At 68.9% G+C, this 26998-nt stretch carries 28 protein-coding genes, 2 tRNA genes and 4 pseudogenes; 17 read left to right on the top strand and 17 right to left on the bottom strand.

What is annotated here, in order from left to right; genetic code table 11:
* The first annotated feature begins 120 nt into the window (after positions 1–120).
* A complete protein-coding gene (locus AB0C16_RS37720; protein WP_357690528.1) occupies positions 121–1458 on the top strand; it encodes a site-specific integrase in 1338 nt (445 codons plus the stop codon).
* Positions 1459–1552: 94 nt separating this feature from the next.
* Here AB0C16_RS37720 and AB0C16_RS37715 read toward each other — a convergent pair.
* Both AB0C16_RS37715 and AB0C16_RS37710 read right to left on the bottom strand, forming a co-directional pair.
* A tRNA-Ser gene (locus AB0C16_RS37715) sits at positions 1553–1641 on the bottom strand.
* Positions 1642–1788: 147 nt separating this feature from the next.
* On the bottom strand, positions 1789–2352 hold the full coding sequence (locus AB0C16_RS37710) for a YceI family protein (RefSeq protein WP_357690526.1): 564 nt from the start codon (positions 2350–2352) through the stop codon (positions 1789–1791).
* A gap of 97 nt (positions 2353–2449) precedes the next feature.
* Between AB0C16_RS37710 and AB0C16_RS37705 the strand changes: the two genes are divergently transcribed.
* Positions 2450–2944 carry a MarR family transcriptional regulator gene (locus AB0C16_RS37705; protein ID WP_357690524.1) on the top strand — a complete coding sequence of 165 codons (495 nt, stop codon included), beginning with the start codon at positions 2450–2452 and terminating at the stop codon, positions 2942–2944.
* On the opposite strand, the gene AB0C16_RS37700 is transcribed toward AB0C16_RS37705, so the two are convergent.
* Positions 2901–3407, bottom strand: a complete 507-nt coding sequence (locus AB0C16_RS37700; protein WP_357690522.1) for a SigE family RNA polymerase sigma factor — start codon at positions 3405–3407, stop codon at positions 2901–2903. The two genes, AB0C16_RS37705 and AB0C16_RS37700, sit on opposite strands and share 44 nt — an antisense overlap.
* A 215-nt stretch (positions 3408–3622) precedes the next feature.
* Between AB0C16_RS37700 and AB0C16_RS37695 the strand changes: the two genes are divergently transcribed.
* Positions 3623–4570, top strand: a complete 948-nt coding sequence (locus AB0C16_RS37695) for a hypothetical protein (RefSeq protein WP_357690520.1) — start codon at positions 3623–3625, stop codon at positions 4568–4570.
* Between the two features lie 5 nt (positions 4571–4575).
* Entirely contained in the window at positions 4576–5370 is a 795-nt protein-coding gene (locus tag AB0C16_RS37690) for a MauE/DoxX family redox-associated membrane protein (RefSeq protein WP_357690518.1), read from the top strand.
* Between the two features lie 103 nt (positions 5371–5473).
* On the opposite strand, the gene AB0C16_RS37685 is transcribed toward AB0C16_RS37690, so the two are convergent.
* Entirely contained in the window at positions 5474–6655 is a 1182-nt protein-coding gene (locus tag AB0C16_RS37685) for an ATP-binding protein (RefSeq protein WP_357690516.1), read from the bottom strand.
* 233 nt (positions 6656–6888) lie between these two features.
* Between AB0C16_RS37685 and AB0C16_RS37680 the strand changes: the two genes are divergently transcribed.
* The 5 genes from AB0C16_RS37680 to AB0C16_RS37660 are packed head-to-tail and all read left to right on the top strand — an operon-like array spanning position 6889 to position 10985.
* Positions 6889–7359, top strand: a complete 471-nt coding sequence (locus AB0C16_RS37680; RefSeq protein WP_357690514.1) for a SigE family RNA polymerase sigma factor — start codon at positions 6889–6891, stop codon at positions 7357–7359.
* Entirely contained in the window at positions 7356–8624 is a 1269-nt protein-coding gene (locus tag AB0C16_RS37675) for a hypothetical protein (RefSeq protein ID WP_357690512.1), read from the top strand. The genes AB0C16_RS37680 and AB0C16_RS37675 overlap by 4 nt, the downstream gene beginning before the upstream one ends.
* 11 nt (positions 8625–8635) lie before the next feature.
* Positions 8636–9094 carry a MaoC family dehydratase gene (locus tag AB0C16_RS37670; RefSeq protein ID WP_357690510.1) on the top strand — a complete coding sequence of 153 codons (459 nt, stop codon included), beginning with the start codon at positions 8636–8638 and terminating at the stop codon, positions 9092–9094.
* Positions 9095–9147: 53 nt separating this feature from the next.
* Entirely contained in the window at positions 9148–9624 is a 477-nt protein-coding gene (locus AB0C16_RS37665) for a SigE family RNA polymerase sigma factor (RefSeq protein ID WP_357690508.1), read from the top strand.
* Positions 9621–10985, top strand: a complete 1365-nt coding sequence (locus tag AB0C16_RS37660) for a hypothetical protein (RefSeq protein WP_357690506.1) — start codon at positions 9621–9623, stop codon at positions 10983–10985. The genes AB0C16_RS37665 and AB0C16_RS37660 overlap by 4 nt, the downstream gene beginning before the upstream one ends.
* Here the strand turns inward: AB0C16_RS37660 and AB0C16_RS37655 are convergent.
* The 7 genes from AB0C16_RS37655 to AB0C16_RS37625 form a co-directional block, all read right to left on the bottom strand.
* On the bottom strand, positions 10966–11211 hold the full coding sequence (locus tag AB0C16_RS37655) for a hypothetical protein (RefSeq protein WP_189127431.1): 246 nt from the start codon (positions 11209–11211) through the stop codon (positions 10966–10968). The genes AB0C16_RS37660 and AB0C16_RS37655 overlap by 20 nt on opposite strands.
* Positions 11208–12761, bottom strand: coding sequence for a radical SAM protein (locus AB0C16_RS37650; protein WP_357690504.1), 1554 nt, complete (start codon positions 12759–12761; stop codon positions 11208–11210). The genes AB0C16_RS37655 and AB0C16_RS37650 overlap by 4 nt, the downstream gene beginning before the upstream one ends.
* Positions 12758–13489 (bottom strand): prolipoprotein diacylglyceryl transferase family protein, encoded by a 732-nt coding sequence (locus AB0C16_RS37645; protein WP_357690502.1) that lies wholly within the window; start codon positions 13487–13489, stop codon positions 12758–12760. The genes AB0C16_RS37650 and AB0C16_RS37645 overlap by 4 nt, the downstream gene beginning before the upstream one ends.
* Before the next feature lies 1 nt (position 13490).
* Positions 13491–13724 (bottom strand): hypothetical protein, encoded by a 234-nt coding sequence (locus AB0C16_RS37640; protein ID WP_357690500.1) that lies wholly within the window; start codon positions 13722–13724, stop codon positions 13491–13493.
* Positions 13725–14383: 659 nt separating this feature from the next.
* The gene (locus tag AB0C16_RS37635; RefSeq protein WP_357690498.1) at positions 14384–14698 is read right to left on the bottom strand and encodes a hypothetical protein; all 315 of its coding nucleotides are present in this window, start codon (positions 14696–14698) and stop codon (positions 14384–14386) included.
* Between the two features lie 57 nt (positions 14699–14755).
* Positions 14756–15391, bottom strand: coding sequence for a response regulator transcription factor (locus AB0C16_RS37630; RefSeq protein ID WP_357690496.1), 636 nt, complete (start codon positions 15389–15391; stop codon positions 14756–14758).
* Positions 15388–16533, bottom strand: coding sequence for a histidine kinase (locus tag AB0C16_RS37625; protein ID WP_357690494.1), 1146 nt, complete (start codon positions 16531–16533; stop codon positions 15388–15390). The genes AB0C16_RS37630 and AB0C16_RS37625 overlap by 4 nt, the downstream gene beginning before the upstream one ends.
* 133 nt (positions 16534–16666) lie before the next feature.
* Here AB0C16_RS37625 and AB0C16_RS37620 point away from each other — a divergent pair, with 133 nt between their 5' ends.
* Entirely contained in the window at positions 16667–17212 is a 546-nt protein-coding gene (locus AB0C16_RS37620; RefSeq protein ID WP_357690492.1) for a hypothetical protein, read from the top strand.
* A 56-nt stretch (positions 17213–17268) separates the two neighbouring features.
* Positions 17269–17341 (top strand) — tRNA-Arg (locus AB0C16_RS37615).
* A gap of 630 nt (positions 17342–17971) precedes the next feature.
* Here AB0C16_RS37615 and AB0C16_RS37610 read toward each other — a convergent pair.
* The 3 genes and pseudogenes from AB0C16_RS37610 to AB0C16_RS37600 form a co-directional block, all read right to left on the bottom strand.
* Positions 17972–18397: pseudogene (locus tag AB0C16_RS37610) on the bottom strand (integrase core domain-containing protein); the annotation flags it as partial.
* Positions 18398–18602: 205 nt separating this feature from the next.
* The gene (locus AB0C16_RS37605; RefSeq protein ID WP_357690490.1) at positions 18603–21017 is read right to left on the bottom strand and encodes an FtsX-like permease family protein; all 2415 of its coding nucleotides are present in this window, start codon (positions 21015–21017) and stop codon (positions 18603–18605) included.
* Complete coding sequence (locus AB0C16_RS37600) at positions 21017–21685, bottom strand: ABC transporter ATP-binding protein (RefSeq protein WP_357690532.1); 669 nt, start codon at positions 21683–21685, stop codon at positions 21017–21019. The genes AB0C16_RS37605 and AB0C16_RS37600 overlap by 1 nt, the downstream gene beginning before the upstream one ends.
* 179 nt (positions 21686–21864) lie before the next feature.
* Here AB0C16_RS37600 and AB0C16_RS37595 point away from each other — a divergent pair, with 179 nt between their 5' ends.
* Positions 21865–22539: a response regulator transcription factor gene (locus tag AB0C16_RS37595; RefSeq protein ID WP_357690488.1), complete on the top strand. Its 675-nt coding sequence runs from the start codon at positions 21865–21867 to the stop codon at positions 22537–22539.
* Between the two features lie 55 nt (positions 22540–22594).
* Positions 22595–23605 carry a HAMP domain-containing sensor histidine kinase gene (locus AB0C16_RS37590; protein WP_357690486.1) on the top strand — a complete coding sequence of 337 codons (1011 nt, stop codon included), beginning with the start codon at positions 22595–22597 and terminating at the stop codon, positions 23603–23605.
* Positions 23606–23732: 127 nt separating this feature from the next.
* Here the strand turns inward: AB0C16_RS37590 and AB0C16_RS37585 are convergent.
* Positions 23733–24161 (bottom strand): annotated as a pseudogene (locus AB0C16_RS37585) (transposase family protein); the annotation flags it as partial.
* Between the two features lie 260 nt (positions 24162–24421).
* On the opposite strand from AB0C16_RS37585, the pseudogene AB0C16_RS37580 reads away from it, so the two are divergent.
* From AB0C16_RS37580 to AB0C16_RS37565, 4 genes and pseudogenes are all read left to right on the top strand, one after another.
* Positions 24422–24706, top strand: a pseudogene (locus AB0C16_RS37580) (transposase); the annotation flags it as partial.
* A gap of 284 nt (positions 24707–24990) precedes the next feature.
* Positions 24991–25125, top strand: a pseudogene (locus AB0C16_RS37575) (IS256 family transposase); the annotation flags it as partial.
* Positions 25126–25156: 31 nt separating this feature from the next.
* On the top strand, positions 25157–25396 hold the full coding sequence (locus AB0C16_RS37570) for a hypothetical protein (protein WP_357690484.1): 240 nt from the start codon (positions 25157–25159) through the stop codon (positions 25394–25396).
* Positions 25397–25514: 118 nt separating this feature from the next.
* Entirely contained in the window at positions 25515–25847 is a 333-nt protein-coding gene (locus AB0C16_RS37565) for a hypothetical protein (protein WP_357690482.1), read from the top strand.
* A 397-nt stretch (positions 25848–26244) separates the two neighbouring features.
* Here the strand turns inward: AB0C16_RS37565 and AB0C16_RS37560 are convergent, their stop codons facing one another.
* Positions 26245–26793, bottom strand: a complete 549-nt coding sequence (locus tag AB0C16_RS37560) for an NAD(P)-binding domain-containing protein (RefSeq protein WP_357690480.1) — start codon at positions 26791–26793, stop codon at positions 26245–26247.
* A 55-nt stretch (positions 26794–26848) separates the two neighbouring features.
* Positions 26849–26983, bottom strand: coding sequence for a nitroreductase/quinone reductase family protein (locus tag AB0C16_RS37555; protein WP_357690530.1), 135 nt, complete (start codon positions 26981–26983; stop codon positions 26849–26851).
* Between the last annotated feature and the right edge of the window lie 15 nt (positions 26984–26998).

Here is a 26998-nt window from a genome sequence, read left to right as displayed (position 1 = left end):
GCACCGACCGCGGTTGCATCGACATCACATGCCCATCCTGCGGCCGGTCGAGGGGAGGGTCACGGCACGCAGGGGCGATCTTTCACCCCAGCGCCACCCAGAACTCGGAAGTCGCCCGGCGTGTCAGCAGAATTCGGCAACAGGGTCGACAAGGACGGCAAACCCCGGCGGCGGTGGAACCCCCGGCACGGGAAGTGGTACGGCCGATACGAGGCTCCGCCGACCGCCGACGGCAAGCGGCGTCAGCCTCGCGTCGGCCCGTTTGCCACGGAGAAGGAGTGCCTGGCCGCACTCAACGAGGCACAGGGCCAGGTGAATCGTGGAGAGGGACTCGGCGACCGCAAGCTGACCGTCGGGGCCTACCTGGACCGCTGGCTCCGTGGCCGCGAGGAGGCGGAGGGCGATCTCAAGGCGTCCACCCTCTCCTCCTATCGCGAGGCTCTCGATCTCTACTTCAAGCCGGGCCTCGGCCACCTTCGGCTGATCGACTTGCGCGATGACGACGTGCGCGACCTCTACTCCGCCATGCGGAAGATCAACCAGCCCGAGGCCGAGACCGGCAAGTCCGACCTCCTGCGGCGGTTAGTCGAGGCGCGAGCAAAGCGGGCGGGCAAGCGGTACTCCACTCGCCCCCTGACGACGGCCAGGATCAAGCGCATGCACGCGGTGCTGAGCAAGGCTCTGAACGACGCGGTCGCGTCCGGGAAGATCAGCCGAAACCCAGTGGCCGTGATCAAGTTCGGCAAGGCGTCCAAGCAGCGGGTGAAGAACCGTCCCCTGCTGTGGACAACCGAGCGGGTCGAGCGGTGGAAGGAGATGGGGACCGTACCCGCCAAGGTCATGGTCTGGAGTCAGCACCACTGCGGGGCCTTCCTGGACCACATCACCGAGAACAAGGAGCGCCTATACGCCCTGTACCACCTGGCCGCGTTCTGGGGCCTGCGTCGCGGTGAGCTTGTCGGGCTGGACTGGGCAGACGTGGGCCTGGAGACGCGGCGCATCCACATCCGCCAGTCTCAGCCCGACGACGAACTCGACGACACCAAGTCGGAGAACTCCGACCGCAAGCTGACGATCGACGACGAGACCGCCCGCGTCCTCAAGGCGTGGCGCAAGGCCCAGCTCGAAGAGCGCATGCATTGGGGCGAGGCGTGGGTGGACTCCGGGCGGGTCTTCACGCAGGAGAGCGGGGAGCCACTCAACCCCGACTACGTCTCCCGCCACTTCATCACCCTGTACGGCCGCGCCAAGCTGCCGCCCGTCAGGTTCCATGACCTCCGCCACGGCGCGGCCACGATGCTGCACGCGGCGGGCGTCTCCATGAAGGTGATCAGCGAGATCCTCGGCCACGCCCGCGAGTCCTTCACCAGCGAGGTGTACGTCAGCGTGGCGGAAGAACTCCAGGAAGAGGCCGCCCAGGCCATCGCCGCGTTCGTGCCGCGCAAGAGCCGAATCTGACCGCCCGTGCCATCTCTGTGCCATCTGGAGCCCGAAATGATCTCCGACACGAGAAAGGGAGCATGCGATTTCTCGCATACTCCCTGCTCACAAGCGGAGGATCGGGGATTTGAACCCCGGATGGTGTTGCCACCAAACCGCATTAGCAGTGCGGCGCCATAGACCTGACTAGGCGAATCCTCCTGGAAGCCGAGCGGCTCAGGACAGCGTACCGGCCTTCTGGCGAGGCGGCAAAGCGGTTACCCCGCGCGTCCTCGTGAAGAGTTATCCACAGCCTGTGGATGGCGGCCTGTGGACAACTCCTGACGAGGGCGCGCGGGAGATGGAAGGTCAGGCGGCCGGGTTGGCCTCGCCCTCGATCTCGATCTTGACCTTCTTGCCGACCAGGACGCCGCCGGTCTCCAGAGCCTGGTTCCAGGTCAGGCCGAACTCCTCGCGGTCGAACTCGGTGCTGATGGAGAAGCCCCAGAGCGCCTGGCCCCAGGGGTTGGTGCCGGCGCCACCGTACTCGACGTCGAGCTCGATTTCCTTGGTGACGTCGCGGATCGTGAGGTCGCCGACCACCTTGAACTCGTCGCCGGAGTGCGAGACGACGCGGGTGCTCTTGAAGGTGATCTCGGGGAACTTCTCGGCCGACAGGAAGTCGTCGCTGCGCAGGTGGTTGTCGCGGTCGGGAGCGTGGGTGTCGATGCTCTCCGTCTTGATCGTGAGCTCGGCGGACGACTCCAGCGGGTTCTCGGCGATCGTCACGGAACCGCTGAAGGCGGTGAAGTTCCCGCGCACCTTGCTGACCATCATGTGCTTGACCACGAACCCGATGCGCGTGTGGGCCACGTCGAGGGCGTAGGTGCCGGGGGCGGGAACGGTCAGGCCTTCCCAGGTGCGGGTGCTCATGGGGTTGTTCTCCTTCAGAAGATTGCTGTGCGGATGATTGAGCTAACAAATGTCTACACGAGGAATATTCCACTCGTCAACTAACGTCGGTTACAGTATGAGCGTGCTCCCCATCGACGATCCCCGCCTGACGGCCATAGGCCTGTTGTCAGAGGTCCACGCAGGGCTGCTTGCCAGGATGCAACCGGTGCTCGTCGCGGCCGGCTTGTCCGACATCGACTTCGAGACGCTGATCAGGCTGGGCCGTTCCCCGGAGGAGCGGCTGCGGATGACCGACCTCGCGGCACAGACCGGCCTGTCCACCAGCGGCGTGACCAGGGTCGTCGACCGCCTCGAACGTGACGGCCTGATCGCCCGCGTGGCCTGTCCCACCGACCGGCGCGCCTCCTACGCCACGCTCACCGAGGCCGGGCGCGACCGGCTCGCCACGGTGCTGCCCCTCCACCTGGCCGACATCGACGAGTGCTTCACCGGGTTGCTCGGCGAGAAGGAGCTCGAATCCTTCCTGGCCATCCTGCGCAGGCTCAGAGACGTCGTACGGCCATGCGCTACGGCTGGGGCGACTGAGCTTCGATCCCCAGTTCGCCCCTGAGCTTGGCCATGGCTCGCGACACCGTGCTCTTGACCGTGCCCACGCTGATGCCCAGGGTCCTGGCGATCTCCCGTTCGCTCAGGTCCTCGTAGTAGCGCAGGACTATCGCGGCCCGCATGCGCTCGGGCAGCTTGCTCAGCGCCTGGTCGAGCTGCTCGTGCACCTCGCCCCGGGCCTCGGCCTCGCAGGTGACCTCCGGCAGCTCCTCGGAGGGATATTCCTCCACCTTCCGCCGCCGCCACTGCGAGATGTTGATGTTGACCATCGCCCGCTTCACGTAACCGTCAAGGGCGCCACGATCCTGAATGCGATCCCATGCGAGATAGGTCTTGGTCAGGGCGTTCTGCAGGAGATCCTCCGCGTCCAGCGGATGTCCGGTCAGCTGGTGAGCTGCGCGCAGCAAGGCAGGTCCGCGGGCCTGAACGTACTCGCGGAACTCCTCTTCCTCACTGGCGGTCTGCATCGTGGCCAGAATCGCAGCCCGATGCTCTGTAACGGCTGAACCGCAATCCAGGATTCGACCCGCCGACGATAAAGGTAGGTCAAGGTCGGTGGCGGATTGTTCGCCGCCGGATGTCATCTCCTTCTCCAGGGGATGCGTATTTTGCTCCCCTATGTGGTGTAGGGCACATGCGGTGAGCGGAGTCGTGTGAACCTATAACCGACAAGGGAGGGCTGATGGCGTATCCGAGCATCGATCGTCGCCGACTGCTCGCGGCGGCGGCGCTGGGCCGGGAGGCGGGCGTGCCCGGTCCCGATCCGGGGAGCGGGGACCCGCTGCACGCGATCACGGGAACGATCATCGACATCAGCCCCCATCTCGTCACCATCGAGCGGCCCGACGGCCGGGAGAGCCGGCTGATCATCGCGCCGTGGGCCACTGTCTGGCACGGCGGTGAGGTCGCTCCCGCCGACCTGCCCGTGGGCGCCACGGTGATCATGCGGGCGCTGCACGAGCGCAAGGTGGTCGAGCGGATCTGGGCCGACATCGCGCGGGTCACCGGGACCATCGTGTCGGTCGAGGGCCGCAAGGACCTGACGGTCGAACTGCACGGCGGGCCGCACCGGGGCCCCCGGACCGTCGTCATCCCCTACCGGGCCACCGGCCGCCTGCAGGTGCGCCACCCGCAGCTCGAGCCGGGCTACCTCTTCGACGCGATCGGGATCAGGCAGGACGGGACAACCCTGGCGCTGCTGCCCGCGACCTCGCAGCCCACCTATCCCGCCCGTGCCGTCCCGCCTCCGCCGCCCGCGTACGCCGGCGTCCAGCCGCGCATCTCCGGCACCGCCACCTGGTCCGACGCCTTCGACGAGGAGGAGCGGGGCCTGGCCTACCCCATGATGGAACGGTCCGACGCCGCCTGTCCCGACGCGGGGGTCTCGTGCGCGGGACTTCCGTACCTTGCCCTGGGATCCCTGCTCCAGGTCAGGAACGCCTGTACGGACCGGACGGCCAACCTGCCGATCGTGGCGTGCGGTTGCGTGGCCGGCCGGTTCTGCGATCGTTGCGTCGAGTGCGGCACGTCCGAGCGGGGGCGGATCGTCGAGTTGTCGCCGTCGTCCTATGTCGAGCTCGGCGGCGAGTTGGTCAAGGGATGCTTCAACGTGCAGATCGGATTGGGGTGACGCTCGTGCTGGCATCGCAGCTGCCGGTCCTGATCGCGGTGCTCGTCCTCGGGACGGTCGCCAAGGTGATCACGGTGTTCTCGGGCGGCGAACCCGGCTCGCTCTCCAAGCTGGGGCCGGCCGTTCTGATGCCGGGGCGCATGCAGGCTCCGGCGCTGCTCGGCTGCGCCGTGGGGGAGCTCGTGCTGGCCGCGGGGCTCCTGCTCACCACGCATCCGATCTTCAGGTGGGGCACGGTCGCGTTCTTCGCGCTCTCCACGTACGTGCTGCTGGAGCTGCGCAGGCGGCGGCCCGACGCGGGCTGCGGCTGCTTCGGTGAGATCAGCGCGACACCCGTGGGGCTCAGGTCGGTCGGCAGGACCGTCGTGCTGACCGGCATGGCGGTGATGGCGGTGTGGGCCGAGGTGCCCGGTCTGGCGGTCTTCGCCGACCCGTCGTGGTCGTTCATCGCCGCCGGGCTGGCCGCTCTCGCCGTGATGTCTCCGGAGATCGAGGAGCTGATCGACCGGGTCCGCTATCGCGCGCCGTGTGAGCAGCGCCCGGCGCCGGCCGAAGGCGTCATGCTGTCGAGGCTCCGGGCCAGCGGCGCCTGGCGGGCGCACCATGACCAGCTGACCACGACCGACCCCTACGACAGCTGGCGCGAGCTCTGCTGGCGCTTCTTCGTCTTCCGGAACCAGGACCAGGACGACGTCGTCTTCGCGGTCTATCTCAGCGGGCGCCGCCCCGCGGTGCGGATGGCCGTGGTCAAGGGTGAGGACAGCGGGGCTCTGCCTGTGTATACGCATGTATCGGCGTAAGGCTAGAGAGCCCTAGATTTCCCTCGACGGGCATGACGATATGACTCTATTGGGCTATCTAGCTTCCCCACTAGACAGCCCAATAGAGGACTAGGGGTGCCGATCAGATCGGTTGGGCACGAAGGAACCTCCCGAAGTGCGGCACGGTGAACGCGATCAGGCCACGCTCGGCGCTGTAGATGAGCCCCTTCTTGATCAGGCTGTCGCGGGCGGGGGACAGGCTGGACGGCTTGCGGCCAAGGGCGTCGGCCACCTCGGCCGTGGGAACCGGCTCGTCGCCGATCTGCGCCATGGCGTGCATGTAGTCGCGCTCGGCCGGAGTGGCCCGCTCGTAGCGGCTGCCGAAGAAGCCCACCGCGAGCTCCTCCTCCGCCTCGGGGGCCGACACCTTGACGTCGTCGAGCGTGATCGGGCTGTGCGGGGCCAAGTCCCAGGCGACCTTGCCGTAGGCCTGGACGAAGTAGGGATAACCGTCGGCCGCCTCGTAGAGCGCGTCGAGGGCGTCCTGGGTGAACTCGACCTCCTCCTCGCGCGCCGGCAGGATCAGCGCGAGGTCGGCCGCGTCGCGGTCGAGCTTGTCGATGCGGGCGTAGCGGAAGAGCCGCTCCGAATAGCTCTTGCTGGCCGAAAGGACGCTCGGCAGGTGCGGCAGCCCCGCACCCACCACGATCAGCGGCCCGCCGGACTGCGACAGCTCGTGGCAGGCGGCGCAGAGCGCGGAGACGTCGGCGGCCTGCACATCCTGCATCTCGTCGATGAACAGCGCGATGCCGACGCCCAGGTCGGTCGCCACGCTCGCCGCGTCGACGAACAGCTCGGTGAGGTCGATCTCCAGATCGCCGGAGTCGGCCCGGCCCCGGCTGGCCGGCACCTCGATGCCGGGCGACCAGTGCGAGGTGCCCTTGGCGGCGGACGGGTCGCGCATCGCGAACGCCTTGAGCACGCCGAGGAACTCCTCGATGCGCTCGGGCGCGCGATGGCGCGGAGCCAGCTCGCGGATCGCCATGTGCAGGGCGGCGGCTACGGGACGGCGGATCGACTGGTCGGGCCGGGCCTCGATCTTGCCCGTGCCCCACAGTCGCTGCATCGCCATGGACTTGAAGGTGTTGAGCAGGACGGTCTTGCCCACGCCGCGCAGGCCGGTGACGACCATGCTCCGCTCGGGACGGCCGCGGGCCACCCGCTCGAGCACGACCTCGAACTGCTGGAGCTCACGATCACGCCCGGCCAGCTCCGGCGGACGCTGCCCGGCTCCGGGGGCGTAGGGATTGCGCACAGGGTCCACGCTCTCGGACTTTATTGCCGGATATAGCGGCCGTCTTAGATTTGGGAAGAAAGAGCTACGGCGTGTCCGAGCAGGGGCGGTCGCCATCACCGTCACCGGACACACCCCCTCTCACCTGGCCGAACCTCTGTTCGATTCGATACCCAGAACTGTAGCGCGGACTCGAACAGGTATGCGATGGTTTCAAGTAAAGATCTTTGCAACAGACCGGGCCCCCGAGGCGTCTCTGTGGTGTGGAGTTCGAGGATTTCGTCAGAGCCAGGGGTTCCGCCCTGCTCCGATACGGCTACGTGCTCAGCGGCAACGCCGACGACGCCGCCGATCTGGTGCAGGAGGCGCTGCTCAGGCTGAGCGACACCTGGGACCGTGTCCGCAACAAGGACAGCCCCGAGGCGTACGTCCGCACCACCATGGCCCGCCAGCACATCAGCTGGTGGCGCAGGAGGCGGCGGGAGCAGCTCACGGACGACGTGCCCGAGGGCTCCTACACCGACAGCCACTCCTTCGGCGAGCTGTGGAAGGAGCTGGCGACGTTGCCGAGGAAGCAGCGCGCCGTCCTGGTCCTCCGCTACTACGAGGACCTCTCTGATCAGGAGATCGCCGAAATCCTCGGCATCTCGCGCGGAACGGTACGAAGCCAGGCCTTCCGGGCGCTCGCCACGCTCCGGATCCGGCCCGCGATGCTCGAAAGGGGACGGGCATGAGGACAGAGGACGAGCTGAGCGCCGCGCTCCGGCAGGCGGCGACGCGGGCACCGGAGCCCGACCTGCTCGCCGGGGTGAGCGCCCGCAGGCGGCGCAGGGCACGCCGGCGCGCGGGGCTGCTCGCGCTGACGGCCGCGGTGGCGGTCGTGGTCACGAGCACGACGGTGGCCCGGAGCGTTCTCTCCATCAGGGGCGGAGAGGAAGCCGCGGTCACCGTCACGCCGGGCGAGACCGTGACCCGGCCGAGTTCGAGCGCCGTGGCGACGATCCCCACGGCGGCCAAGCCGTCGAAGCCCGAGGAGATCGCGGCGGCCGAGCTGTGGCCCGAGGCGCTGTTCACGATGCCGGCCGCGAACCCCGACGGCTGGCGCTACCGGCCGATCACCGGCATCAGCCCCACGGAGGTGCTGCTCAGCGCCGAGTCCTCGTTCGAGACGGCCGGAAGGTTCGAGGTCTACGACGCCAGGACCGGTGAAGCCAGGGTCGTCGTCGACGTCCCGGTCAGACCGGGTGTCAAGAAGTACATCCCGCAGACGACGACCGTCGACGCCACGACCGTCGCCTGGTACGCGTACGGCGAGCAGGCCGACGGCACGAAGGTGCGCGACATCTGGACGGTCCCCCTGGCGGGCGGCGAGGCGAAGCTGCTGACCACCCGCGTGGGCGGGGAAGCCGACATCGACGCGATCTCCCTCGACGGCGAGCACGTCGTCTGGTCGGAGATCGACGGCGGCGTCTGGCGCCTCCCGCTCGCGGGCGGCACCCCCGAGCGGCTCCCGGGCAGCGACGGCCTGCACCTCATCGAGTGGCCGTGGGCCACGGACATGGCGAGGACACCGGGCCACCTGGAGCGCAACCAGGGCAAGCTGGTCAACCTGGCCGACGGCTCCGCCACCTCCCTGGCCGCCCCGCAGGGCACGAGAGGGCTGCGCTGTGGCCCGGTCTGGTGCTACGGCCGAGGCGAAAGGGGGACATGGGGGACGGTCGTCCATCGCCTCGACGGGGCTGGCACGTCGCGGTCCGTGATCGCCAACTTCGGCATGGGGTTCTCGCCGTACCCGATCCTCGACCGCTTCCTGCAGACGGGTTCGAGCGTGTACGACCTGGAGACCGGCAAGCTGGCCACCGCCGGCTCCTCAAGCGGTTGGTACGGCGCCGGCACGTCCTCCGAGCCGAGCACGATCCTCTACTGGGGCACCACCAAGGCGGACAAGCCGGACAGGCTCTGGGTGCTGAACTTGGCAGCCGTGCCACCCGCCCAATAGCGTTCCTGACCATGCGGACCTTTGCCAACGTACAGGAGCTCAAGTCGGCCGTCGGTGAGACGTTCGGCCCGACCGAGTGGCGCACGGTCACTCAGGAGCAGGTCAACCTCTTCGCCGACGCCACCGACGACCACCAGTGGATCCACATCGACGCCGAACGGGCCAAGGACGGCCCGTTCGGCGGCACGATCGCCCACGGCTACCTGAGCCTGTCGATGCTGCCCTCGTTCATGATGGAGCTCATCGAGGTCAAGGGCATCGTCATGGGCGTCAACTACGGCCTCAACAAGGTCCGGTTCCCGAGGCCGGTGCCGGTCGGCGCGCGGATCCGGGCCACGGCCGAGCTGGCCGACGTCAAGGGCACCCCGGCCGGCTACCTGTCCAACCTGAAGCTGACGATCGAGGTCGAGGGCGAGAAGCGGCCCGCCTGCGTCGCCGAGACGCTCAGCCTGTACGTCCCCGCCGAGTAGGCGACTTCGCTCAGGCGTGCAACAGAAGCACCCGCCCGGCGGTCCTTGGGTTCGTGGACAACACGGCTGATTTCGACGAGTTCGTCCGAGCCCGAGGTGATGCGCTCCTCCGGTACGGCTATGTGCTGGCCGGAAACTCGGAGGACGCAGCCGATCTCGTTCAGGAGGCGCTGGCCCGTCTGGGTGATGCCTGGCCCCGCGTCCGGAAGAAGGACGACCCCGAGGGGTACGTGCGCACGACGATGGTCCGGCTGCACATCACCGCGTGGCGGCGGCGGCACCGGGAGGATCTGGTGGCCACCGTGCCCGAGAGGGTCAGGTTCGACCACTACGGCGACGCCGACCTGTGGGCCGAGCTTCAGCAGCTGCCTCGCAAGATGCGGGCCGTGCTGGTGCTGCGTTACTACGAGGACCTCTCCGACGAGAAGATCGCGGAGATTCTCGGCGTCTCCCGCGGAACCGTACGCAGCCAGGCCGCCCGCGCCCTGGACAAGCTCCGGATCAAGCGAGTGCTGCAGGAGGCGCGATGAGAAGCGAAGAAAACCTGATCCGGACGCTGCGTACGGCGGCCGACCAGGCCGGGCAACCCGTGGCGGGGTTGGCGGGCGCGGTCGCCTCGCGGCGCCGGACGCGGCGGGTCAGGCAGCGGACGGAGATGGCGCTGGCCGCCGCGGCGGTGGTGATCGTGGCGGGCGGCACGACCGCCGTGCTGACCGGCACGGGTGGGCGCGCGGACCCGGCCGTCATCGTGACCACCGGCCCGCCCAGGGACGAGCGCCCGCAGGTGCAGGTCAAGCGGGCGGCCGAGGTGTGGCCCGACGCGGTCTTCAAGATGCCCGCCAAGTCGGCTGACGGTTGGAAATATCGCCCGGTGACCGGACTCAGTCCGACTGAGGTGTTGCTGACCGCGGAGTCGTCCTTTGAGAAGGCGGGACGCCTTGAGGTCTTCGACGCCTCGACCGGCAAGGCTCGTGTGGTCGGCGACATGCCCGCCCCCGAAGGGGTGAAGGGCTACTTCGCCCAGGCCGTCGACGTGGGGGAGAAGTACTTCGCCTGGTACGGCGAAACGCCGAACAACGCCGACAAATGGGCAGATTTCTGGATCATGCCACGAGAGGGGGGCACAGCCCGGCGTGTGGGGGAAGTGACCGGTGAGCCGTCGCGCGTCGAGAAGGTCGGCGTCACGGACGACTCCCTCGTCTGGTCCGTCCAGAAGGGCGGCGTCTATCGCATGCCGCTGACCGGTGGCGCCCCCGAGCGGATCGACGGCACCGACGGACTCCACCTGGTCTCCTGGCCGCTGGCAGTGGAATACGCCCCCGGCGAGCGTGGCCAGAAGAACCAGAGCCGCGTGGTCGACCTGGAGACCGGCAAGTCGGCCAATGTTCTGGCGGAGACCGGGACCACTAACTTGACCTGCTCCGCCGAATGGTGCTTCGGCGTGCGAGGCGACCGCACGATCATGCAACGGCTCGACGGCTCTGACAGCAAGATCCTGCCGGAGGGGATGAGGTTGCTCGGCGGAGGCCGGATCCTCGGTGACCGGTTCGCGCTGCTCGACGTGCCCAACGGTGGCGACCCGGTGAAGCAGTACATCGCACCGGCCGTCGTCTACGACCCGGTGACCGGTCTGGCTGGTGGTATCAGCCGGGTACAACCGGACGGCAGAGCCAGCACCGGAACGGGCACCTCCTCCTCGCCCACCACGATCGTCTACTGGGACGAGGGCGAGACGCGCGAGAAGACGTGCGGGCCGACCGAGCCGCCCATGACCGCGGACGTGGTGAGCGTCAGCCGTCACGACGGCCAGGTCTGCGTGACCAGGGAGAAGGGCGGCGGTAAGGAACTCACCGTGCTCAACCTGCTGGCCGTCACAGCAGGGAGTGGATGATCGCCGCCACCGCCACCAGCGCGAGCAGCCCCAGGTAGGCGAGCACGAGCCGGGTGTCCCTGAGCAGGCACTTGCTCCGGGTCAACCCGGCTCGCCGCGCCTTCCAGTAGCCGGCGAACCCCAGCCCCGCGAACCCGAGCAACGCCCACGGCCCCAGCAACCAGGCAAGCAGCGCGATCGTGGCGTACACGCACAACCGCAGCGGATCGTACGGCTCGGCCTTCACGGGATCACCTCGAGCGGCAGCCGTACCCGAGGCTCCGAGGCCACCGCCGACAGTCGCTGCGCCGACAGCTGCGGCCACGCCTGCACCGCGCAGAACGGCGCGCACTGATCCTGCTCGGCTCGCGTGCCGACGTGCACGCAGCACTGCGTGAGCCGTTCCTCGATCATGGTCGAGATGTCCATGAACGGCTTGACCGTCAGCCGCACCACCCGCTCGCCCAGCATCCGGCGCAGCTTCCTGCGCCTGCCCGGCAACGCCGAGGAGGCCAGCGTGAGCAGGGTGGCGACGCCGAGGTCGCAGTTTTCGCAGATATCGCGCCACAGGTCGCCGATCTGCGGATGCGACAGCGACGACTGCTCCGACAGCAGCCCGAGCAGCGACTCCTGTACGGCCAGCCGCAGCTCGCGCGGGATCTCGGTGTCGGCGATGCGGTTGGAGACCAGGCCCAGGTTGGCCTTGAGCCGGTCGTGCCCGATCAGCGCCGTCAGTGACCGCCACTGCCCGGAGTCGTCGCGGATCAGGTAGCCCACCGAGCAGCAGTGCGGGTGGGAGCAGGGCAGCGCGGTGAGATCGCGCCAGGTCACCAGGCCGCCGGTCTGCGGGCCGAGCCGCTTGAGCACGCCCGTGTGGGTGAGCCGGTCCGACGCGTCGATCGGCTCCGACCTGCCCGAGCCGAACTGCGGCTGCAGCGACACCCCGCCCACGAACGGCGTGTCGAGCGCCAGCCGCACGACGTCGCCGATCTCGCCGTCGTTGACGCCCAGCGCCGCCGTCATCACCAGCGTGGTGAAGATCTCCCGCTCCGACAACCGTTGCACGGCCTGCGCCTTGAGCCTGCGCAGGTCACCGCCCCGGTGGTGCTTCGACGCCTCGGCCGAGCTCCCGTCGTACTGCAGGTAGACCTCGACCCGTTCGCGGTGCGCGGTCAGCAGGTCGAGCAGGGAGTCGTCACGGGCGATGAGCACGCCGTTGGTGTTGATCAGGATGCGGGTGATCGGGCGCTGTTCGAGCTCGGCGAGGAGCGTCTTCAGCTCGGGGTGCAGGGTCGGCTCGCCGCCGCTCAGCATGAGCACGTCCAGCCGGCCGTTCTCGCGGGCGAGGCGCTGGTCGACGTTCGCGAGCACCTCGCTCACCGGGACGATGCCGCTCAGATCGGGCGAGCTGTCGGCGAAGCATGTGGGGCACCGCAGGTTGCACGCCTCCGCGATGTCCTCCAGCAGGATGCAGGTGTGCTGGGTCTGCATCTCGGGCAACCCCTGGAGGTACGCGCTCGGCACGGGCAGCCAGTTGCCCGCGACATCGGGCACGTGCTGCTTGGTGGGTGCGGTCCATTCCTCCAGATACGTCAGGATCTCCGGATTCTCGTCGTACAACGTGCGCACCAGGCCGTGCTCGCGGCACCCGCGCTCCAGCCACACCCGGTCCTCGCGCACCACCAGATAGCCGCTCAGCCGCTCGACCCGGTCGAGATCACGGCTGTGGCAGTGCGGGCAGAACGCGTTGACGTACCTGAGGATACGGTCGCCCCGCAGGCCCATCCCTGTGCTCATGTCATGACCTTCCGCCCGAACAGGGCATCGTAGTAGCCGCGTCGCCAGCCGTACCCCACCCTGAGCCCCAGCAGCAGCACACCGGGCACGAGGAACCACTGCGGCCGGGTGAGATCGAGCCAGACGGTCTCGTTCGCCCGGGTGAACTCCACCAGAAAACGGAACCCGGCGTACCCCGCCAGGTAGAGCGTGAACAGCTCGCCCGGCCGCGTGAGCCGCCTGCGCGCCCACACCAGGGCGGCGAACGCGGCCAGGTGGAAGACGATCTCGTAGACGAACGACAGATGCATGGCCTGCCCGGCCAGGCACCCCGGACACTCGGGCGTCGACGCCGGCGCGTGCACCCCCCACGGCAGTCCCGTCGGCCGCCCCGGCGCCTCCGTCAGATGGCAGCCGATCCGGCCCACCGCCATGCCGAGCGCCACCGCCGGCGCGAACAGGTCGCCGGTGCGCTCCCGGTAGCCGATGATCCGTTTCGCGACCAGCACGCCCACGTACGCGCCCGTCAGCCCGCCGAGGATGCTGCGCGAGCCGTACAGCCACAGGTCCGACAGGTCGAGCGTCTCCAGCCAGCCCGCCAGGCGCATGCCGATGGCCCCGCCGACCAGGGCGCCCGTGACCGCGACCAGCGACTGCTCGTTCAGCGCGCCCCGGCGGCGGGCCTCGCGGACGAACACCACCGCGGCGACCAGCACGCCCAGGCCGACGAAGATCTCGTGGAGTGGCATGTCAGGTGTACAGCCCCGGGTTGAGGCCGGTGCAGTAACCCGCCGAGACGATCGACCAGAGCGCCCACCCGATCATCAGACCCAGGCCCGCGCCGGTGGCCCACGGCTTGCGCACGAACAGCAGGCCCGCGCCCGCGCCCAGGCCGATCAGCGCCAGCACCACCGCGCCGACGGCGATCACCGGCGTGCTCGACGCGCCGGAGTCGGCGGCGATGACGAAGACCATGAAGCCCACGACGATGTTGATGACGCTGTAGACGGTGACGGCGGCGAACGCCAGCCCGATGATCGTGCCGGTCGACCCGCTCTGCGGCGGTGGTGGCGGCCCCCACCCACCGGCCCCAGGCGACCCACTCGGCCCATACGGCGGGCCGCCTTGCCCGTACGGTGGCCCGCTTGGCCCGCTTGGCCCGCCTTGCCCGTACGGTGGCCCGCTTGGCCCGTGAGGCGGGCCGCTTTGTCCGTACGGTGGCCCGCTTGGTCCGTTGGATGAGCCACTTGCCCCGGCCGGTGGGCCGCTTGGCCCGTGCGGCGGGCCACCTTGTCCAGGGGGCGGGTCGCTTTGCCCAGGCGGCGGCCATGCCCCTTGGCCGGGCGGCGGCATGCCGGGACCCGGCAGCGGCCCGCCGGTGCCCGGTGGCGGCGGGGCTTCCTGGCCAGGAGGTGACCACGGTTGTTGGCCGGGCGGCGGTCCCTGACCTGGTGGTGGTCCGTCCTGCCCGGGTGAGCCCTGAGGTGGTGTGGTCATCGTTCGTACCCCCTGATCGAAGCCAGGCTAGGGGGTCGTGATTGCGGTTGTATGTACGGACCCGGATACGTACGCCCCCAGACAGGCGTGCACATCGCGGGCCCGCCTCCCCACCTACGAGTACAGAGCCCTACGAGCACAGAGCCCTACGAGTACAGAGCCGGATTGAGACCAGTACAAAAGCCGGCCGAGACGATCGAGGCCAGCGACCACCCGATCATCAGCCCCAACCCCAGCCCGCGCGACCAGTCCTGACGCAGCGCCTGGAGCCCGATCCCACCCCCGATCGCGAGGAGCGCCAGGAACACCGCACCCGCGCCGATCCAGGTCGGCGATCCGATGTTCAGCACCGTGATGCCCACGACCACGTTGACGACCCAGTAGCCGAACGCCCCGGCGAAGGCCAGTCCGACGATCAACCCGGTGTTACGCGGCGGCTGCGAGGGCGGTGGCATGCTCACGGCGATCAGACTACGGCCCTTCCACCGTCTCTGAGTAGGGCCGCGAAACGACGGACGTCAAAGACGGTCACCCCCCTCGGAGTAGTAGATCGCGGCCTGGACCCGGCTCCTCAGGCCCAGCTTGTTGAGCACCCGGCTGACGTGCGTCTTGGTGGTCGCCTCGGCCATGTCGAGCTCCTTGGCGATCTCGGCGTTGGACAACCCGCGCCCGACGCACGCCAGCACCTCCCGCTCGCGCGGCGTCAGGACGGACGCGTCCGGCGGCTCCCGGCGCGGCGCCCGCTCGGCGAAGGCCGAGATCAACCGCCGCGTCACCGAGGGCGAAATGAGACCGTCACCCCTCGCCACGAGCCGCACCCCCTCGATGAGCGCGTCGGCGTCGGTGTTCTTCAGCAGGAACCCCGCCGCCCCCGCACGCAGCGCGCCGAACACGTACTCGTCGACGTCGAACGTGGTCAGGATCAGCACGTCGGCCACCCCGGCCAGCTCGCGAGTGGCCGAGATGCCGTCGAGCCTGGGCATCTGAACGTCCATCAGCACCACGTCGGGCCGCGTCTCCAGCGCCAGCGCCACCGCCTGCTCGCCGTCGGCGGCCTCTCCGACCACCTCGATGTCGCCGGCCCCGCCGAGGATCAGCACGATCCCCGCCCGGACGGCCGCGTGATCGTCGGCGACCAGCACCCTGATCGTCATCCCGCCTCCAGTGACGTGCCGCCCGCGGACGTGGGCAGCATGGTGTGGACCCGCCACCCCTCCTCCTGTGGACCCGCCTCGAACGTGCCCCCGACCAGCGTGGCCCGCTCCTTCATGCCGATCAGCCCGGCCCCCGAGCCGGGTAGCCGCGCCTTGCGGCCGTTGACCGGGTTGTCGACGGTCACCGTGACCCGGCGTGGCTCGTAGGCGATGGCGACCGTGGCCGGCTGGTCGCCGTGTTTGAGGGCGTTCGTCAGGGCCTCCTGCAGGATGCGGTAGGCGGCCAGATCGACCGGCGCGGGCAACTCCCGGAGCTCGCCGTCCACCCGGATCTCGGTGGCCATCCCCGCCTGCCGCGACCGGTCGACCAGGCTCTCCGCATCGGCCAAGCGCGGCCGGGTTGCCTCGGTCTCGTCGTCTTCCCGGCGCAGCAGCCCGATCATCGTGCGCATCTCGGCCATGCCCTTCACGCTGTTCTCCCGTACGGACTCCATGATCTTCTGGATGGTGGCCTGATCGAGGTCCTTGCGCGAGAGCGCGGCCGTGGACTGGATGGCGATGGCACTGAAGTGATTGGCGATCATGTCGTGCAGCTCGCGAGCCATCCGCGTGCGCTCGGCCGCGACCGCCGCCTGCCGGTCGAGCTCGGCCAGCCGGGCCACCTGCTCGGACCTCGCCCGCTCGGCGGCCGCCTGATCGCGGTACTGGCGTACGATCATCGCCGACGTCACCGGCACGATCAGCACCAATCCCGCCTGGATGCCCATGCCCGCCAGCATCCGCCAGTCACCCGTGATGAACCCCATCACCGCACCGGTCAACACCGCCAGCACACTGGCGGCACCGAGCAGCCATCGAGAGAACCGGGCGGGCCCGTAGAGAGCAGCGGCGTAGATGTTGTCGGTGAACACCAGGATCGTGGCCAGCGAAGGCCCCACGACCAGGTCCATCGCGACGCCCGCGACCCCCAGCCCGAGCGACCACATCGGCGCCCGCCGCCGCACCAGAACCCCCGCGCAGGTGAACGCCAGCGGCACCACCAGCACCCATTCGGGCACGCCGCGGGGAGTATAGGCGCCGGCCAGGATGAGCAGCACGCCCAGGGCGAAGGCCAGCCCGGCCACCGGCGCCATGCGTTTCATGCTCCTATCCCACCATTGCTCGCCCGCGCGTTCCTCATCCGGAGGGCAGCCTGTGGATACACCCTTCGATGTATCCACAGATTCGTTTCTCGTGGGGATGTGCCCAGGTCGCGGGCGCGGAACGATGGGACACGTGATCGTTGCCATCCTGATCGGCTGCGAGGTCGGCTTCTGGCTCCTGCTCGGCCTGGGGCTGGCCTCCCGCTACCTGTGGAACCGCCGTAGGCTCAGCACCGCCCTGCTCCTCGGCGTGCCGTTGCTCGACATCGTCCTGCTGGTCGCCTCCGTCATCGACATGCGCGGCGGCGCCGTGGCCGACCTCAGGCACGGCCTCGCGGCCGCCTACCTGGCGTACTCCATCGTCTTCGGCCACCGCACCGTCCGCTGGGCCGACGCCAAGTTCCACCACCGCTACGCCGGCGGCTCCCCGCCCTGGAAACCCCCGGCCGGTGGCATGGCCCGCGCCCGCTACGAATGGGGCATCTGGCTCCGCATCGTCCTGGCGTACGGGATCGCCTGGCTCGTCGTGCTCGGCATGGTCTGGCTCGTGAACGACCCCGCCCGCACCGAACCACTGATCACTTTCATGTACGGCCTGCTCAGGGTTCCGTTGATCGCCGTGCTCTGGCCATTGAGCTACACCCTCTGGCCACGCAAGGCGGGGTCCGTCCAGTCATGATTGCCACAACCGGTTCGAGGCACCACCTCAGACCCGCTATGCTTGTCTAGCAGCAAGCGGCCGTAGCTCAATGGATAGAGCATCTGACTACGGATCAGAAGGTTGGGGTTTCGAGTACCTCCGGCCGCACAGCAGCAAGAAGGCCCCTGAACAGGCATTACGCCAGCAGGGGCCTTCTTGGTTTCTTGATCGTTCGGGCTTCTTGCTAACACCCTTGCTAACAGGGTGCTCTCGGTTGGCTCCCACTGCTCGCCGACGGTGTTGGCAGTCAGTCACGGAGGCTTCCATCGTTCGGATCATGTGGGTGCAGACGTAGGCGTGACGGATGAGTTGGTCTAGGTAAGTCCGGCTTTGCCGAACATGCCTGGATGATCACTGCTCCACACACGTCTATGGGGGCGGGGGTTAAAAGTGGTTATTCAACGAGGTCGTCGCATGTTGTGCATGTCCTTGTTTACCCGCAGCCGTCCAGGGTCGCTAAGGTTAGAACCGTGTGATCTCGCACAGCCAGTAAGTCTCCGTTAGAGCTTGCACGTTGTTAGGGCCTGCCATGATGACCTGACTCACTGTGCGTAACTCGCCGTTCTTGATAGTGCCTATCGGGCATCCGTTGTCGGCGATGATGCGCCCACCCGTAAGTCCCTCAATTCCCTTCCCCGGGGCTCCGCGGGGTCCTCTAGGTCCGGTTGGCCCCTCGGAGCCGGCCGAACCCGGGAAGCCTGCAACCCCTGCTGGGCCCTGCATGCCTTCGGTCGGCGTGAACCTGGCGGCCGGGACCGCCATGTCCAGGCTCTGATGCGGCCGGCCGGTGTTGTAGTGGGCCACCCACGCATCCAACGCCGCCTGGACGGCCGCCAGGTCGGCGAACGGGTCGGCATCATCGAGCAACTCCCGGCGCAGGCTCAGATGAAACCGCTCGACCTTTCCCGTGGTCGTCGGCGAGCGCGGCTGGGTGAGCCGATGCACGATGGCGTTGTCCCGGCAGATCCGATCGAACAACACCTCACCGCCATGACCGAACCGCGCGGTGAACTGCTTGCCGTTGTCGGTCAGTACCTCACCCGGTGCCCCAAACGCCTGCAGCGCCTCGACAAAGGCCAGACAGACCGCACGTCCCGTGGCCCGCACCACCGCCTTGGCGATCACGCAATAGCGGGAATGGTCATCGACGCCGGTGACCACCTTCCGGGCAACGCATCTCCTTCGCCGGAGTGGCACGAAAAGCCGACGTATCGACCTGGTTCGTCTACAACACCCCCGCCATCAGAGACACAATCCGGGCCCAAGCTACACGCCTCACCGAACAACAACAGGAATCTGACGAGACCATCGCCTCGCTCCGGCTCGCCCTGCGCAAGGCGATGCGCACCGTCCCATGATCCGCAGACCCTCAGTCGAGTGACAGTCCTGCGACCGGACTCACCCGGGCGGCCCGGCGTGCGGGGAGAACGGCGGCGAGGAGTCCGGCCAGGGCGGCGATGAGGACGACGACGCCGAGCGACAGCCAAGGGACGTGCATGGTGGCGTCGCGGAGGGCCCGTTTCACGATCGTCTCGCAGGCGGCCCAGGCGAAACCGACGCCGAGCACGGTGCCGAGCACGGTGGCCACCAGCGACAGCAGGACGGCCTCGGCCGCCAGCATCCGCCGGAGCTGCCCGCGGGTGAGCCCGAGCGCGCGCAGCATCGCGTGTTCGCGGGCACGTTCGAGTACGGAGAGCCCGAGGGTGTTCGCGATCCCGATCAGGGCGATCACGATGGCGATGCCGAGCAGGCCGAGCGCTGACCAGGTGTAGATCTGCAGCTGCTGGTCCAGCGACTCCCAGGTGCGCAAACCGTTCTCGATCGTCGCGCCGACGGGATCGGCCAGCTCGTCCAGGTCGGCGCCGAGCCGAGCCGGGTCGGCGCCGGTGGAGGCGCGGATCCAGACGGCACGCGGCTCGGGGGCGTCGGTGAGCGTCGCCAGCGTCTCGGGCGCGACCACGCCCGCCGGGCCCCAGCCGGTGCCGACGGCCACCTGCAGGTGGGCTCGCCGGTCGCCGACGCGCACCGTGACCCGGTCACCCGGCCGCAGAATCAGGCCCTTACCGAAGGCGTCGGAATCGATTCTGATCTTCCCTGGCTCGACCCGTGCGAACACTCCGCCGTCGCGGGCCACTTGCCCGGCGGAGGGCGCGGTGACGACCGGGATCGGGTCGTGGAGCCCGGCCACCTGGGCCACGGCGCCATACACGGGAATCGCCCGCTCCACACCGGGAGTGCGACGTATCCGGGTGAGGAGGTCGGTGGTGAGCGGACCCTTGGGCGAGGTGAGCGTGATGTCTATGGGGTGGTCTCTGCCGATCTGCTCATTCAAGGACGTACGCCATGTGGCCATCCCGGTGAGTACGGCGATCGTCAGGGTGACGCCGACCAGCAGGGAGGCGGTGGTGGTGGCGGTCCGGCGCGGATTGTGTGCGGCGTTCTCGGCCGCGAGCCGTCCGGTGGGGCCGAGCGGCGCGCCTGCGATCCGGACCAGGCGGGGGACGAGCACCGGACCGAAGAGCAACACCCCGGCGAACACCGATCCTCCGCCTGCCAGCATGAGCGCCGTGCTGCTCCTGACCATCGCCACCCCCAGCAGGGCCAGTCCAGTGACCAGCAGGAGCGCGGCGAGCGCAGGTCGCGCCAGGCCGGTGCTGGTGCGCGCGTCGACCCCGGCGTCCGTGCGCAGCGCCGCCAGCGGGCTCACCAGGACCACGCGCCGGGTCGGCAACCAGGACGCGACCATGGTGACCGCCAGGCCGACGGCGAACCCTCCCAGCAGCCAGGGCACGGGCAGCTCGGCGGCGCCCATCGGCACGGCGGACGCGAGGGCGTCGATCAGGGCGATCAACCCGTAGCCGAAACCGACGCCGACCAGTGTCCCGGCCAGCGACGCGAGCACGCCGACGACGGCCGCCTCGCGGCGTACAGAACGCACCACCTGCCGCCGGGTCGCGCCGATGCAGCGCAGTAGCGCGAAGTCGCGGAGTCGTTGCGCGAACAGGATGGAGAAGGTGTTCGCGATGACGAGGATCGAGACGAAGAGCGCGATGCTGGCGAACAACAGCAACATCACCGACAGGCTGTCGACCCTGTTCTGCACGTGGGTCAGCCGCTCAGCGGTGAACGCCTCCGGCGACAGCGCCTTCGCGCCTTCAGGGAGCGGGCCCACCTCGCCGCGCACCGCCACCGAGCCCAGATGGAGGTGGTCGCGCCACAGCAGCAACTGGGGCCAGGTGACGTACATCGAGGCCTGGGCCGGGGGAGAGGGCGACTCCACGAGACCGACCACCTGGACGTCGGCCGCGGCGGCTCCCACCCCGATCCTGATCCGGTCGCCGACCGCGATGTCCTCGGCCAAGGCGACATACACGTCCACCGCGGCCTCGCCCGTACGTGAAGGGAAACGGCCCGAGCTGAGCTCCTGCCAGCGCCACACCTGCGAGGTGGCGATCGGCCCTACTGTCGTCGTGTCCGAGAGCTGCCGGCTCCCGGCGCGCGCCGGAAGCGTCGCCCGGCCGATCGCGGACGCGTTCTCGCCGTGCCGCTCGGTGAAGGCGATCACGGCCTCCGGGTCCAGCTCGGACGACGGCCACCCCTCGGGGGAGACCACGTGCTCGGCATTGCGGTACGGCGCCCCCAGGCCGTCCATGAGCCCGCTTTGCGCGCCGGAGGTGAGCATGCCGACCACGACGACGAAGGCGACGGCGACGGTGACCGCGACCGCCGCCGCGACGTACCTGCGGATGTACGTGCGCAGCGACGCGAGGAAGACGGCACGCATCAGGCGATCCGCCCGTCCTGCATGGTGACCACGTGGTCGGCGTACGCCGCCGCATCCCGCTCGTGGGTGACCATCACGACGGTCTGGCCGAGTTCGCGTGCCGAGCGGCGCAGGTGGTCCAGCACCTCCGCCGACGTGGTGCTGTCCAGGTTTCCTGTGGGCTCGTCGGCGAACAGCAGGTCCGGCTGCGTGATCAGGGCGCGCGCGATCGCGACCCGCTGCTGCTGGCCGCCGGACAGCTCCGCGGGCCGGTGAGCGAGCCTGTCGGCCACGCCGAGGATGTCGGCGAGCAGGTACGCGCGCTCGCGTGCCGCATCGTCGATCCGGCGGCCGCCCACTTCGAGCGGGAGCACGATGTTCTCGCCCGCGGTGAGCATCGGCAGCAGGTTGAACGACTGGAACACGAAGCCGACGTGCTCGCGGCGGAAGATCGTGAGCGCGTCGTCGTCGAGCAACCCGAGGTCGGTGCCTGCCACGGTGACGGTGCCGCCGCTGGCCTGGTCGAGTCCGGCCAGGCAGTGCATCAGCGTGGATTTACCCGATCCGCTCGGGCCCATGATCGCGGTGAACCCGCCTCGCGGGAGGTCGAGGTCGATGCCGCGCAGTGCATGGACCTGGGTTTCGCCCCGGCCGTAGGTCTTGGTCAGGTTCCGCGCGCGGGCGGCCACGGCGTCGGGGCTCGCGGCCGTCCGGGGAAGCCGCGGGGCCGGGTCATGCCGTGAGCCGGTCACTGCTGGGTCATCGCTTCGCTGTAGGCCATGCCCGCAGTCAAGGCGGCGCGGTGTTGTCAGCACGTATGGGATTTTCGATACGCCGACGATACGCCCGGGCTCCTAGCATCGAGTGCATGCGTGTGTTGATCGTCGAGGACGAGCCCTACCTGGCAGAGGCCATGCGCGACGGGCTGCGCCTGGCGGCGATCGCCGCCGACATCGCCGGTGACGGCGACACCGCGACGGAGCTGCTGAGCGTCAACGCCTACGACATCGCCGTCCTCGACCGCGACATCCCCGGCCCCTCGGGCGACGAGATCGCCAAACGCGTCATCGCCTCCGGCAGCGGCATGCCCATCCTCATGCTCACCGCCGCCGACCGGCTCGACGACAAGGCCTCCGGGTTCGGGCTCGGGGCCGACGACTACCTCACCAAGCCCTTCGATCTCCAGGAACTCGTGCTCCGCCTCCGGGCACTCGACCGCAGGCGCGCGCACAACAGGCCGCCCGTACGCGAGATCGCCGGCCTGCGCCTGGACCCGTTCCGCCGCGAGGTCTACCGCGACGGCCGCTACGTCGCGCTCACCCGCAAACAGTTCGCCGTGCTCGAAGTCCTCGTCGCCGCCGAAGGCGGTGTCGTCAGCGCGGAAGAACTCCTGCAGCGGGCGTGGGACGAGAACGCCGACCCCTTCACCAACGCCGTCCGCATCACGGTCTCGGCGCTGCGCAAACGGCTCGGCGAACCGTGGCTCATCGCCACCGTGCCCGGCGTCGGCTACCGCATCGACGCAGGAGGCGAGGGTGGATAGGGCGCGCGGGATGAGCGTCCGGCTCAAGCTCACCCTCAGCTACGCCGGATTCCTCATGCTCGCGGGCGCGTTGCTGCTCGCCGCCGTGTGGGTGTTCCTCCTGCGGTACGTACCCGACGGCTGGCCCGCCCTTCTCTACGAGGCGCCCAACCGCATCCTCCTCCTGGGCGCCTTCGCCCCTGCGGCGGCCGCGGTGATGGCGTTCCTGCTGGTGTTCGGCCTGCTGGGAGGATGGATTCTCGCCGGACGCATGCTCGCCCCCCTGACCCGCATCACCGACGCCACGCGCATGGCCGCGAACGGATCGCTCTCCCACCGGATCCGGTTGCCTGGCCGCGCGGACGAGTTCCGCGAACTCGCCGACGCCTTCGACGCCATGCTCGTGCGGCTCGAAGCACACGTCGCCGAGCAACAGCGATTCGCGGCCAACGCCTCACACGAACTCCGCACCCCGCTGGCGATCTCACGGGCGCTTCTCGACGTGGCCCGCCGCGATCCCGACCGTGACATCGGCGAACTCGTCGAACGCCTTCACGCCGTCAACACCCGGGCGATCGACCTCACCGAGGCGCTCCTCATGCTCAGCCGCGCCGACCAGAGATCCTTCGCACGGGAACGCGTCGACCTGTCCCTGGTCGTGGAAGAGGCCGTCGAGACACTGCTCCCGCTCACAAAGAAACGCGGTGTCACCATCGAGACTTCAGGTGAGATCACCCCGGTTGAGGGGTCGCAGGCGCTCCTGCTGCAACTGGCGACGAACCTGGTGCACAACGCGATCGTGCACAACCTGTCCGTACAGGGAACCGTGTGGATCAAGACCGGCATCGGCCCCGAGGCGCTCACCGTCGAGAACACCGGCGAGAAGCTGTCCCCAGAGGTGGTCCCTGCACTCACAGAACCGTTTCAGCGCGGCACGGGAAGAATACGCAACGACCACGCAGGCGTCGGACTCGGCCTGGCAATCGTCAAGAGCATCACCCACGCGCACGACGGAACACTCACTATCGTCGCGCGCCCCACGGGGGGCCTCAGCATCGCCGTTCAACTACCCGCGTGTAAGCGATAAGCTGCGACTGCAGAAAAATATAGATTTCCTGAACCAATCGCCGGATATTACGTCGATTAGCGTCGCCTGTCGATACCAGAAATGAGTATCGATTTTAAGAGAATAACCGGGACCCAAGGAGCCCATTTCATCCTGAGTAGCGGCCCTCTTCGATGAGCTGCAGGACGAGGATGGCCTGCACGAGTGCGGTCGCTCGACGCGGGCAGCAGCGCTGCTTGGTCAGCACCTTACAGCTCTTCAAGGTCGCAACGGCGCGTTCGCCGATGGCGCGGATGCGGGCGTGAGCGCGGTTGACGTCACACTGCCCGCGGGACAGCCAGGGCCGGTGGCGATGCCGCTTGAACGGTGTCCGGATCGTACCGCCGGCGCCTTGGTAGCCCTTGTCCGCGAAGGTCTTCACGCCGGCGCTGGAAAGGGCCTCGATCAGGCCCACCATTCGAGCGGCACTCACGTCGTGCACCGCGCCCGGCAGCGCGGGCGAGGCCCACACCAGCCGGCCCACCGGATCGGCCAGCAGTTGCACGTTCATCCCCTGCTGCTTGTGCTTGCCGCTGTGTGCGCCGTGAGGCGCTCGCTGTTCGAGTGGAGGTGAGAGACCACCACCGCCGTCCTGTCGCAGCAGGGCGGCTGAAGCTGGGAGCAGCCTGAACCGGGGAGGTGACGGGGAGGGCGGGAGCAGCTCCGACAAAGCCGGGGCGTGTCAGGACCGCTGGATGGCGCGGGTTCGGCGAGCGAGACGGAAAGGAGTACGCGAGGAACCGGCGTTTACGCCTCCTTAGAGCGTGACTCATTTGGGGCTTGGTCGTTAGATCGTTCGTGGATGCGTTCCTTCGACGACTGGTGCCTGATGAGTTGTGGGAGTTCTTCCAGCGTGTGGTCCCGCCGGCGCCCACGCGACCGCAAGGTGGGGGTCGACGGCGGCTCGACGATCGGGCGATCTTGGCGGCGATCGTGTACGTGTCCACCACCGGGTGCGCCTGGCGGCAGTTGCCGCCGGTCTTCGGCGCCTCCTGGCAGACGGTGCATCGCCGCTTTTCTGAATGGAGCCAGGCACGGGTGTGGGCCAAGCTTGCCGTTTTTCGCCACTGCGTGGAGGAGCTCGCGTTTTGCGACGAGGACGGCATGCCGATCGTGACCGCCTGCCTATGGCGTGAGGCCGGCGACGGCCGCTGGCGGACAGGAGAGATCGAGTATCCGGACGGCGAGAGCGACCCCGACGGCTCTGCGCGCCTGTTCGGGCTACTTGTTGATCCGTCTCCGGAGGCGTTCCAGCGGTTCGCAGAGGACTACTACGAAGTCCCCGTGGACCTCGATGCCGTGCGGCACATCTACGCTCTCCGTCCGCTGACGCAGGCAGTGGTCACCCGGCGACCGACTCAGCCGCGCTGATCGATCAGATCGTCCGCGAGGGCGCCCGCCGCATGCTGGCCGCCGCCCTGCAGGCCGAGGTGGACGCCTACATCGCCGCCTTCGCCGACGAGCGCGACGCAGGCGGCCGTCGCCTGGTGGTGCGCAACGGCTCCCGCGCCCCGCGCGATCCGCCAGCTCGGCGTGCTGCGCACCACCTATCCGGGCTGGGAGATCCACCGCGTCGTCCACGCCGCCGGCGAGCGGTGGACGGCGACGATCCGCAGGCCGCTCACAGCGGAGATGGTCGCGGCCGGCGTCGTGCGGGACGTCAGCCAGCCGGACGCGTCGTCGCTGGCGTCCACGCTCGCCCATCAGGCGTTTCTCGTGCACAACGCCAGGGCCTGCACGTGGCCGCGACCTGTCGGGGCCCGTCCCGCCTGACTACGGGCCCCGGTACCCAACCCCCCGCCTGATCAAGCCCCACCAGGAGGCGACATCATGCACAACCTCATCGTCAGCTCCTTCCTCGGCGAGCACCTCGTGCGAGAACGGAGGAGCCATGGCGTTGACGCGCACCGACTGGGAGGCCCTGCCAGAGGCGACCAGAGCGGCCGTGGAGAAGCACGCCGGGCCGGTGCTGTCGGCGCGCACCGTGTCGCAGGGACTCAACTCGGCGGTGGCGGCCATGCTGACCACCTGCTGGGAGACCGTGTTCGTCAAGGGGCTGTGCCAGGACTACGCGCGGCGCCGCACTCAGGACATGGAATGGATGATCGCCCCATACGTGGCGGCCGTCGCGCCGCGGGTGCTGTGGCGCATCGAGGAGGGCGGCTGGGACCTGATCGGGCTCGAGGCCGTGGACGGGCAGCACGCCGGGACCTCTGCCGGATGACGAGCCCGTCTTCGGCTCGGGGCGTTACCACCGTGCCGTCGGACGATCGGCACCCTGGAGCCATGACCACCGCTCCTTCGACCGGGGCCGATCAGGCGCGAGAAAGACACGGGAAGACGAGTGCTGGGCGATATTGCGAACAGCGGTGCAGGGTATCGATCCGCGTTTGCTAACGACGACTCCGGACAATCACGAACGATCGTAGACGCGACCCACTCGGAGAGCGGCCCGAGCAGCGTCCAAACACAGCTACGGATGCGTCTGGACGGCCTTGACCTGGCTACGGAACAGAAGGCTAGGGGTTCGAATCGTCTCGGCCGCGCGTACCGAAAGCCCCGGTCATCACTGCGATGACCAGGGCTTTTCGCTTGTTGGATCACGCCTCGGCGTCCGGCCGTCAGAGGACCTTGAAGGCCAGGTGCCTGCCACGGCCCTGGCCGTGGGCGAGGGCGAACCAGAGCTTGAGGAGCGCGTCGAGCAGGTCGTGCTGGCCGGGGCCGAGGTAGACGGGATTGAGGCCGACGTCGCGGATGAGGCGTTCGACGGTCTCGCGGTCGGTCTCGTCGGCGGAGTAGAAGAGGTCGGCCACGACGCCGTCGAAGACGGGATCGGCGAAGTTCTCCCAGCCGAGCGCGTTGAAGGCGCGGGCGTAGCGGGCGCCGGGCGCGAGGACGGCGAACTCGGCGGCGCTGTGCGCGGGGCCGTCGCCGAACTTGTTGGCGGCGTCGATGACGACCTTGCCCGTGAGTTCGTCGGCGTGGTCGCGGGCGAAGTCCTCGACGGCCTGGCCGGGAATGCCGACGATCACCGCTTCGGCTCCGTCGAGGGCCTCGCGCACCGATTTCTCGGGCGTGCGCGACCCGTAGCGGATGTCGTGTCCGGCCGCGGCGAGCGCCTCACCCAGGGTCCGGCCGATGTTGCCCGTGCCGATGACTGCGATTTCCATGAGATCTCCTTCGCGTGGGCTTGAGCCCGCGATCGGCGACCGCGGGCGTATGCGGTCACCGCGGGGTGAGCCGGATCACCGGGTATTCCCGCTCCGATTTGCTCTGGTACTTCTCGTAGCGGGGCTGGGCGGCGGCGATGCGCTGCCAGGCCTGCTCACGGTCGGCGCCGTCGAGCCGGTGCGGCGTCACCGGCACGGCGTCGCG

It is taken from the genome of Nonomuraea sp. NPDC048916, assembly GCF_040649575.1.
GTDB lineage: Bacteria > Actinomycetota > Actinomycetes > Streptosporangiales > Streptosporangiaceae > Nonomuraea.
Note: the sequence above shows the minus strand (reverse complement) of the source record. Positions and strands in the feature narration are given on the sequence as shown.

Bases quoted from the DNA above. Each gene is read 5' to 3' on its own strand.
- AB0C16_RS37700 (WP_357690522.1), bottom strand. From the start codon at position 3,407: ATGCAGACCGCCAGTGAGGAAGAGGAGTTCCGCGAGTACGTTCAGGCC.
- AB0C16_RS37660 (WP_357690506.1), top strand. From the start codon at position 9,621: ATGAGAAGCGAAGAAAACCTGATCCGGACGCTGCGTACGGCGGCCGAC.
- AB0C16_RS37595 (WP_357690488.1), top strand. From the start codon at position 21,865: ATGCGTGTGTTGATCGTCGAGGACGAGCCCTACCTGGCAGAGGCCATG.
- AB0C16_RS37695 (WP_357690520.1), top strand. From the start codon at position 3,623: ATGGCGTATCCGAGCATCGATCGTCGCCGACTGCTCGCGGCGGCGGCG.
- AB0C16_RS37645 (WP_357690502.1), bottom strand. From the start codon at position 13,489: ATGCCACTCCACGAGATCTTCGTCGGCCTGGGCGTGCTGGTCGCCGCG.
- AB0C16_RS37670 (WP_357690510.1), top strand. From the start codon at position 8,636: ATGCGGACCTTTGCCAACGTACAGGAGCTCAAGTCGGCCGTCGGTGAG.
- AB0C16_RS37625 (WP_357690494.1), bottom strand. From the start codon at position 16,533: ATGAAACGCATGGCGCCGGTGGCCGGGCTGGCCTTCGCCCTGGGCGTG.
- AB0C16_RS37630 (WP_357690496.1), bottom strand. From the start codon at position 15,391: ATGACGATCAGGGTGCTGGTCGCCGACGATCACGCGGCCGTCCGGGCG.
- AB0C16_RS37560 (WP_357690480.1), bottom strand. From the start codon at position 26,793: ATGGAAATCGCAGTCATCGGCACGGGCAACATCGGCCGGACCCTGGGT.
- AB0C16_RS37565 (WP_357690482.1), top strand. From the start codon at position 25,515: ATGGCGTTGACGCGCACCGACTGGGAGGCCCTGCCAGAGGCGACCAGA.
- AB0C16_RS37705 (WP_357690524.1), top strand. From the start codon at position 2,450: ATGAGCGTGCTCCCCATCGACGATCCCCGCCTGACGGCCATAGGCCTG.
- AB0C16_RS37590 (WP_357690486.1), top strand. From the start codon at position 22,595: ATGCTCGCGGGCGCGTTGCTGCTCGCCGCCGTGTGGGTGTTCCTCCTG.
- AB0C16_RS37605 (WP_357690490.1), bottom strand. From the start codon at position 21,017: ATGCGTGCCGTCTTCCTCGCGTCGCTGCGCACGTACATCCGCAGGTAC.
- AB0C16_RS37710 (WP_357690526.1), bottom strand. From the start codon at position 2,352: ATGAGCACCCGCACCTGGGAAGGCCTGACCGTTCCCGCCCCCGGCACC.
- AB0C16_RS37675 (WP_357690512.1), top strand. From the start codon at position 7,356: ATGAGGACAGAGGACGAGCTGAGCGCCGCGCTCCGGCAGGCGGCGACG.
- AB0C16_RS37650 (WP_357690504.1), bottom strand. From the start codon at position 12,761: ATGAGCACAGGGATGGGCCTGCGGGGCGACCGTATCCTCAGGTACGTC.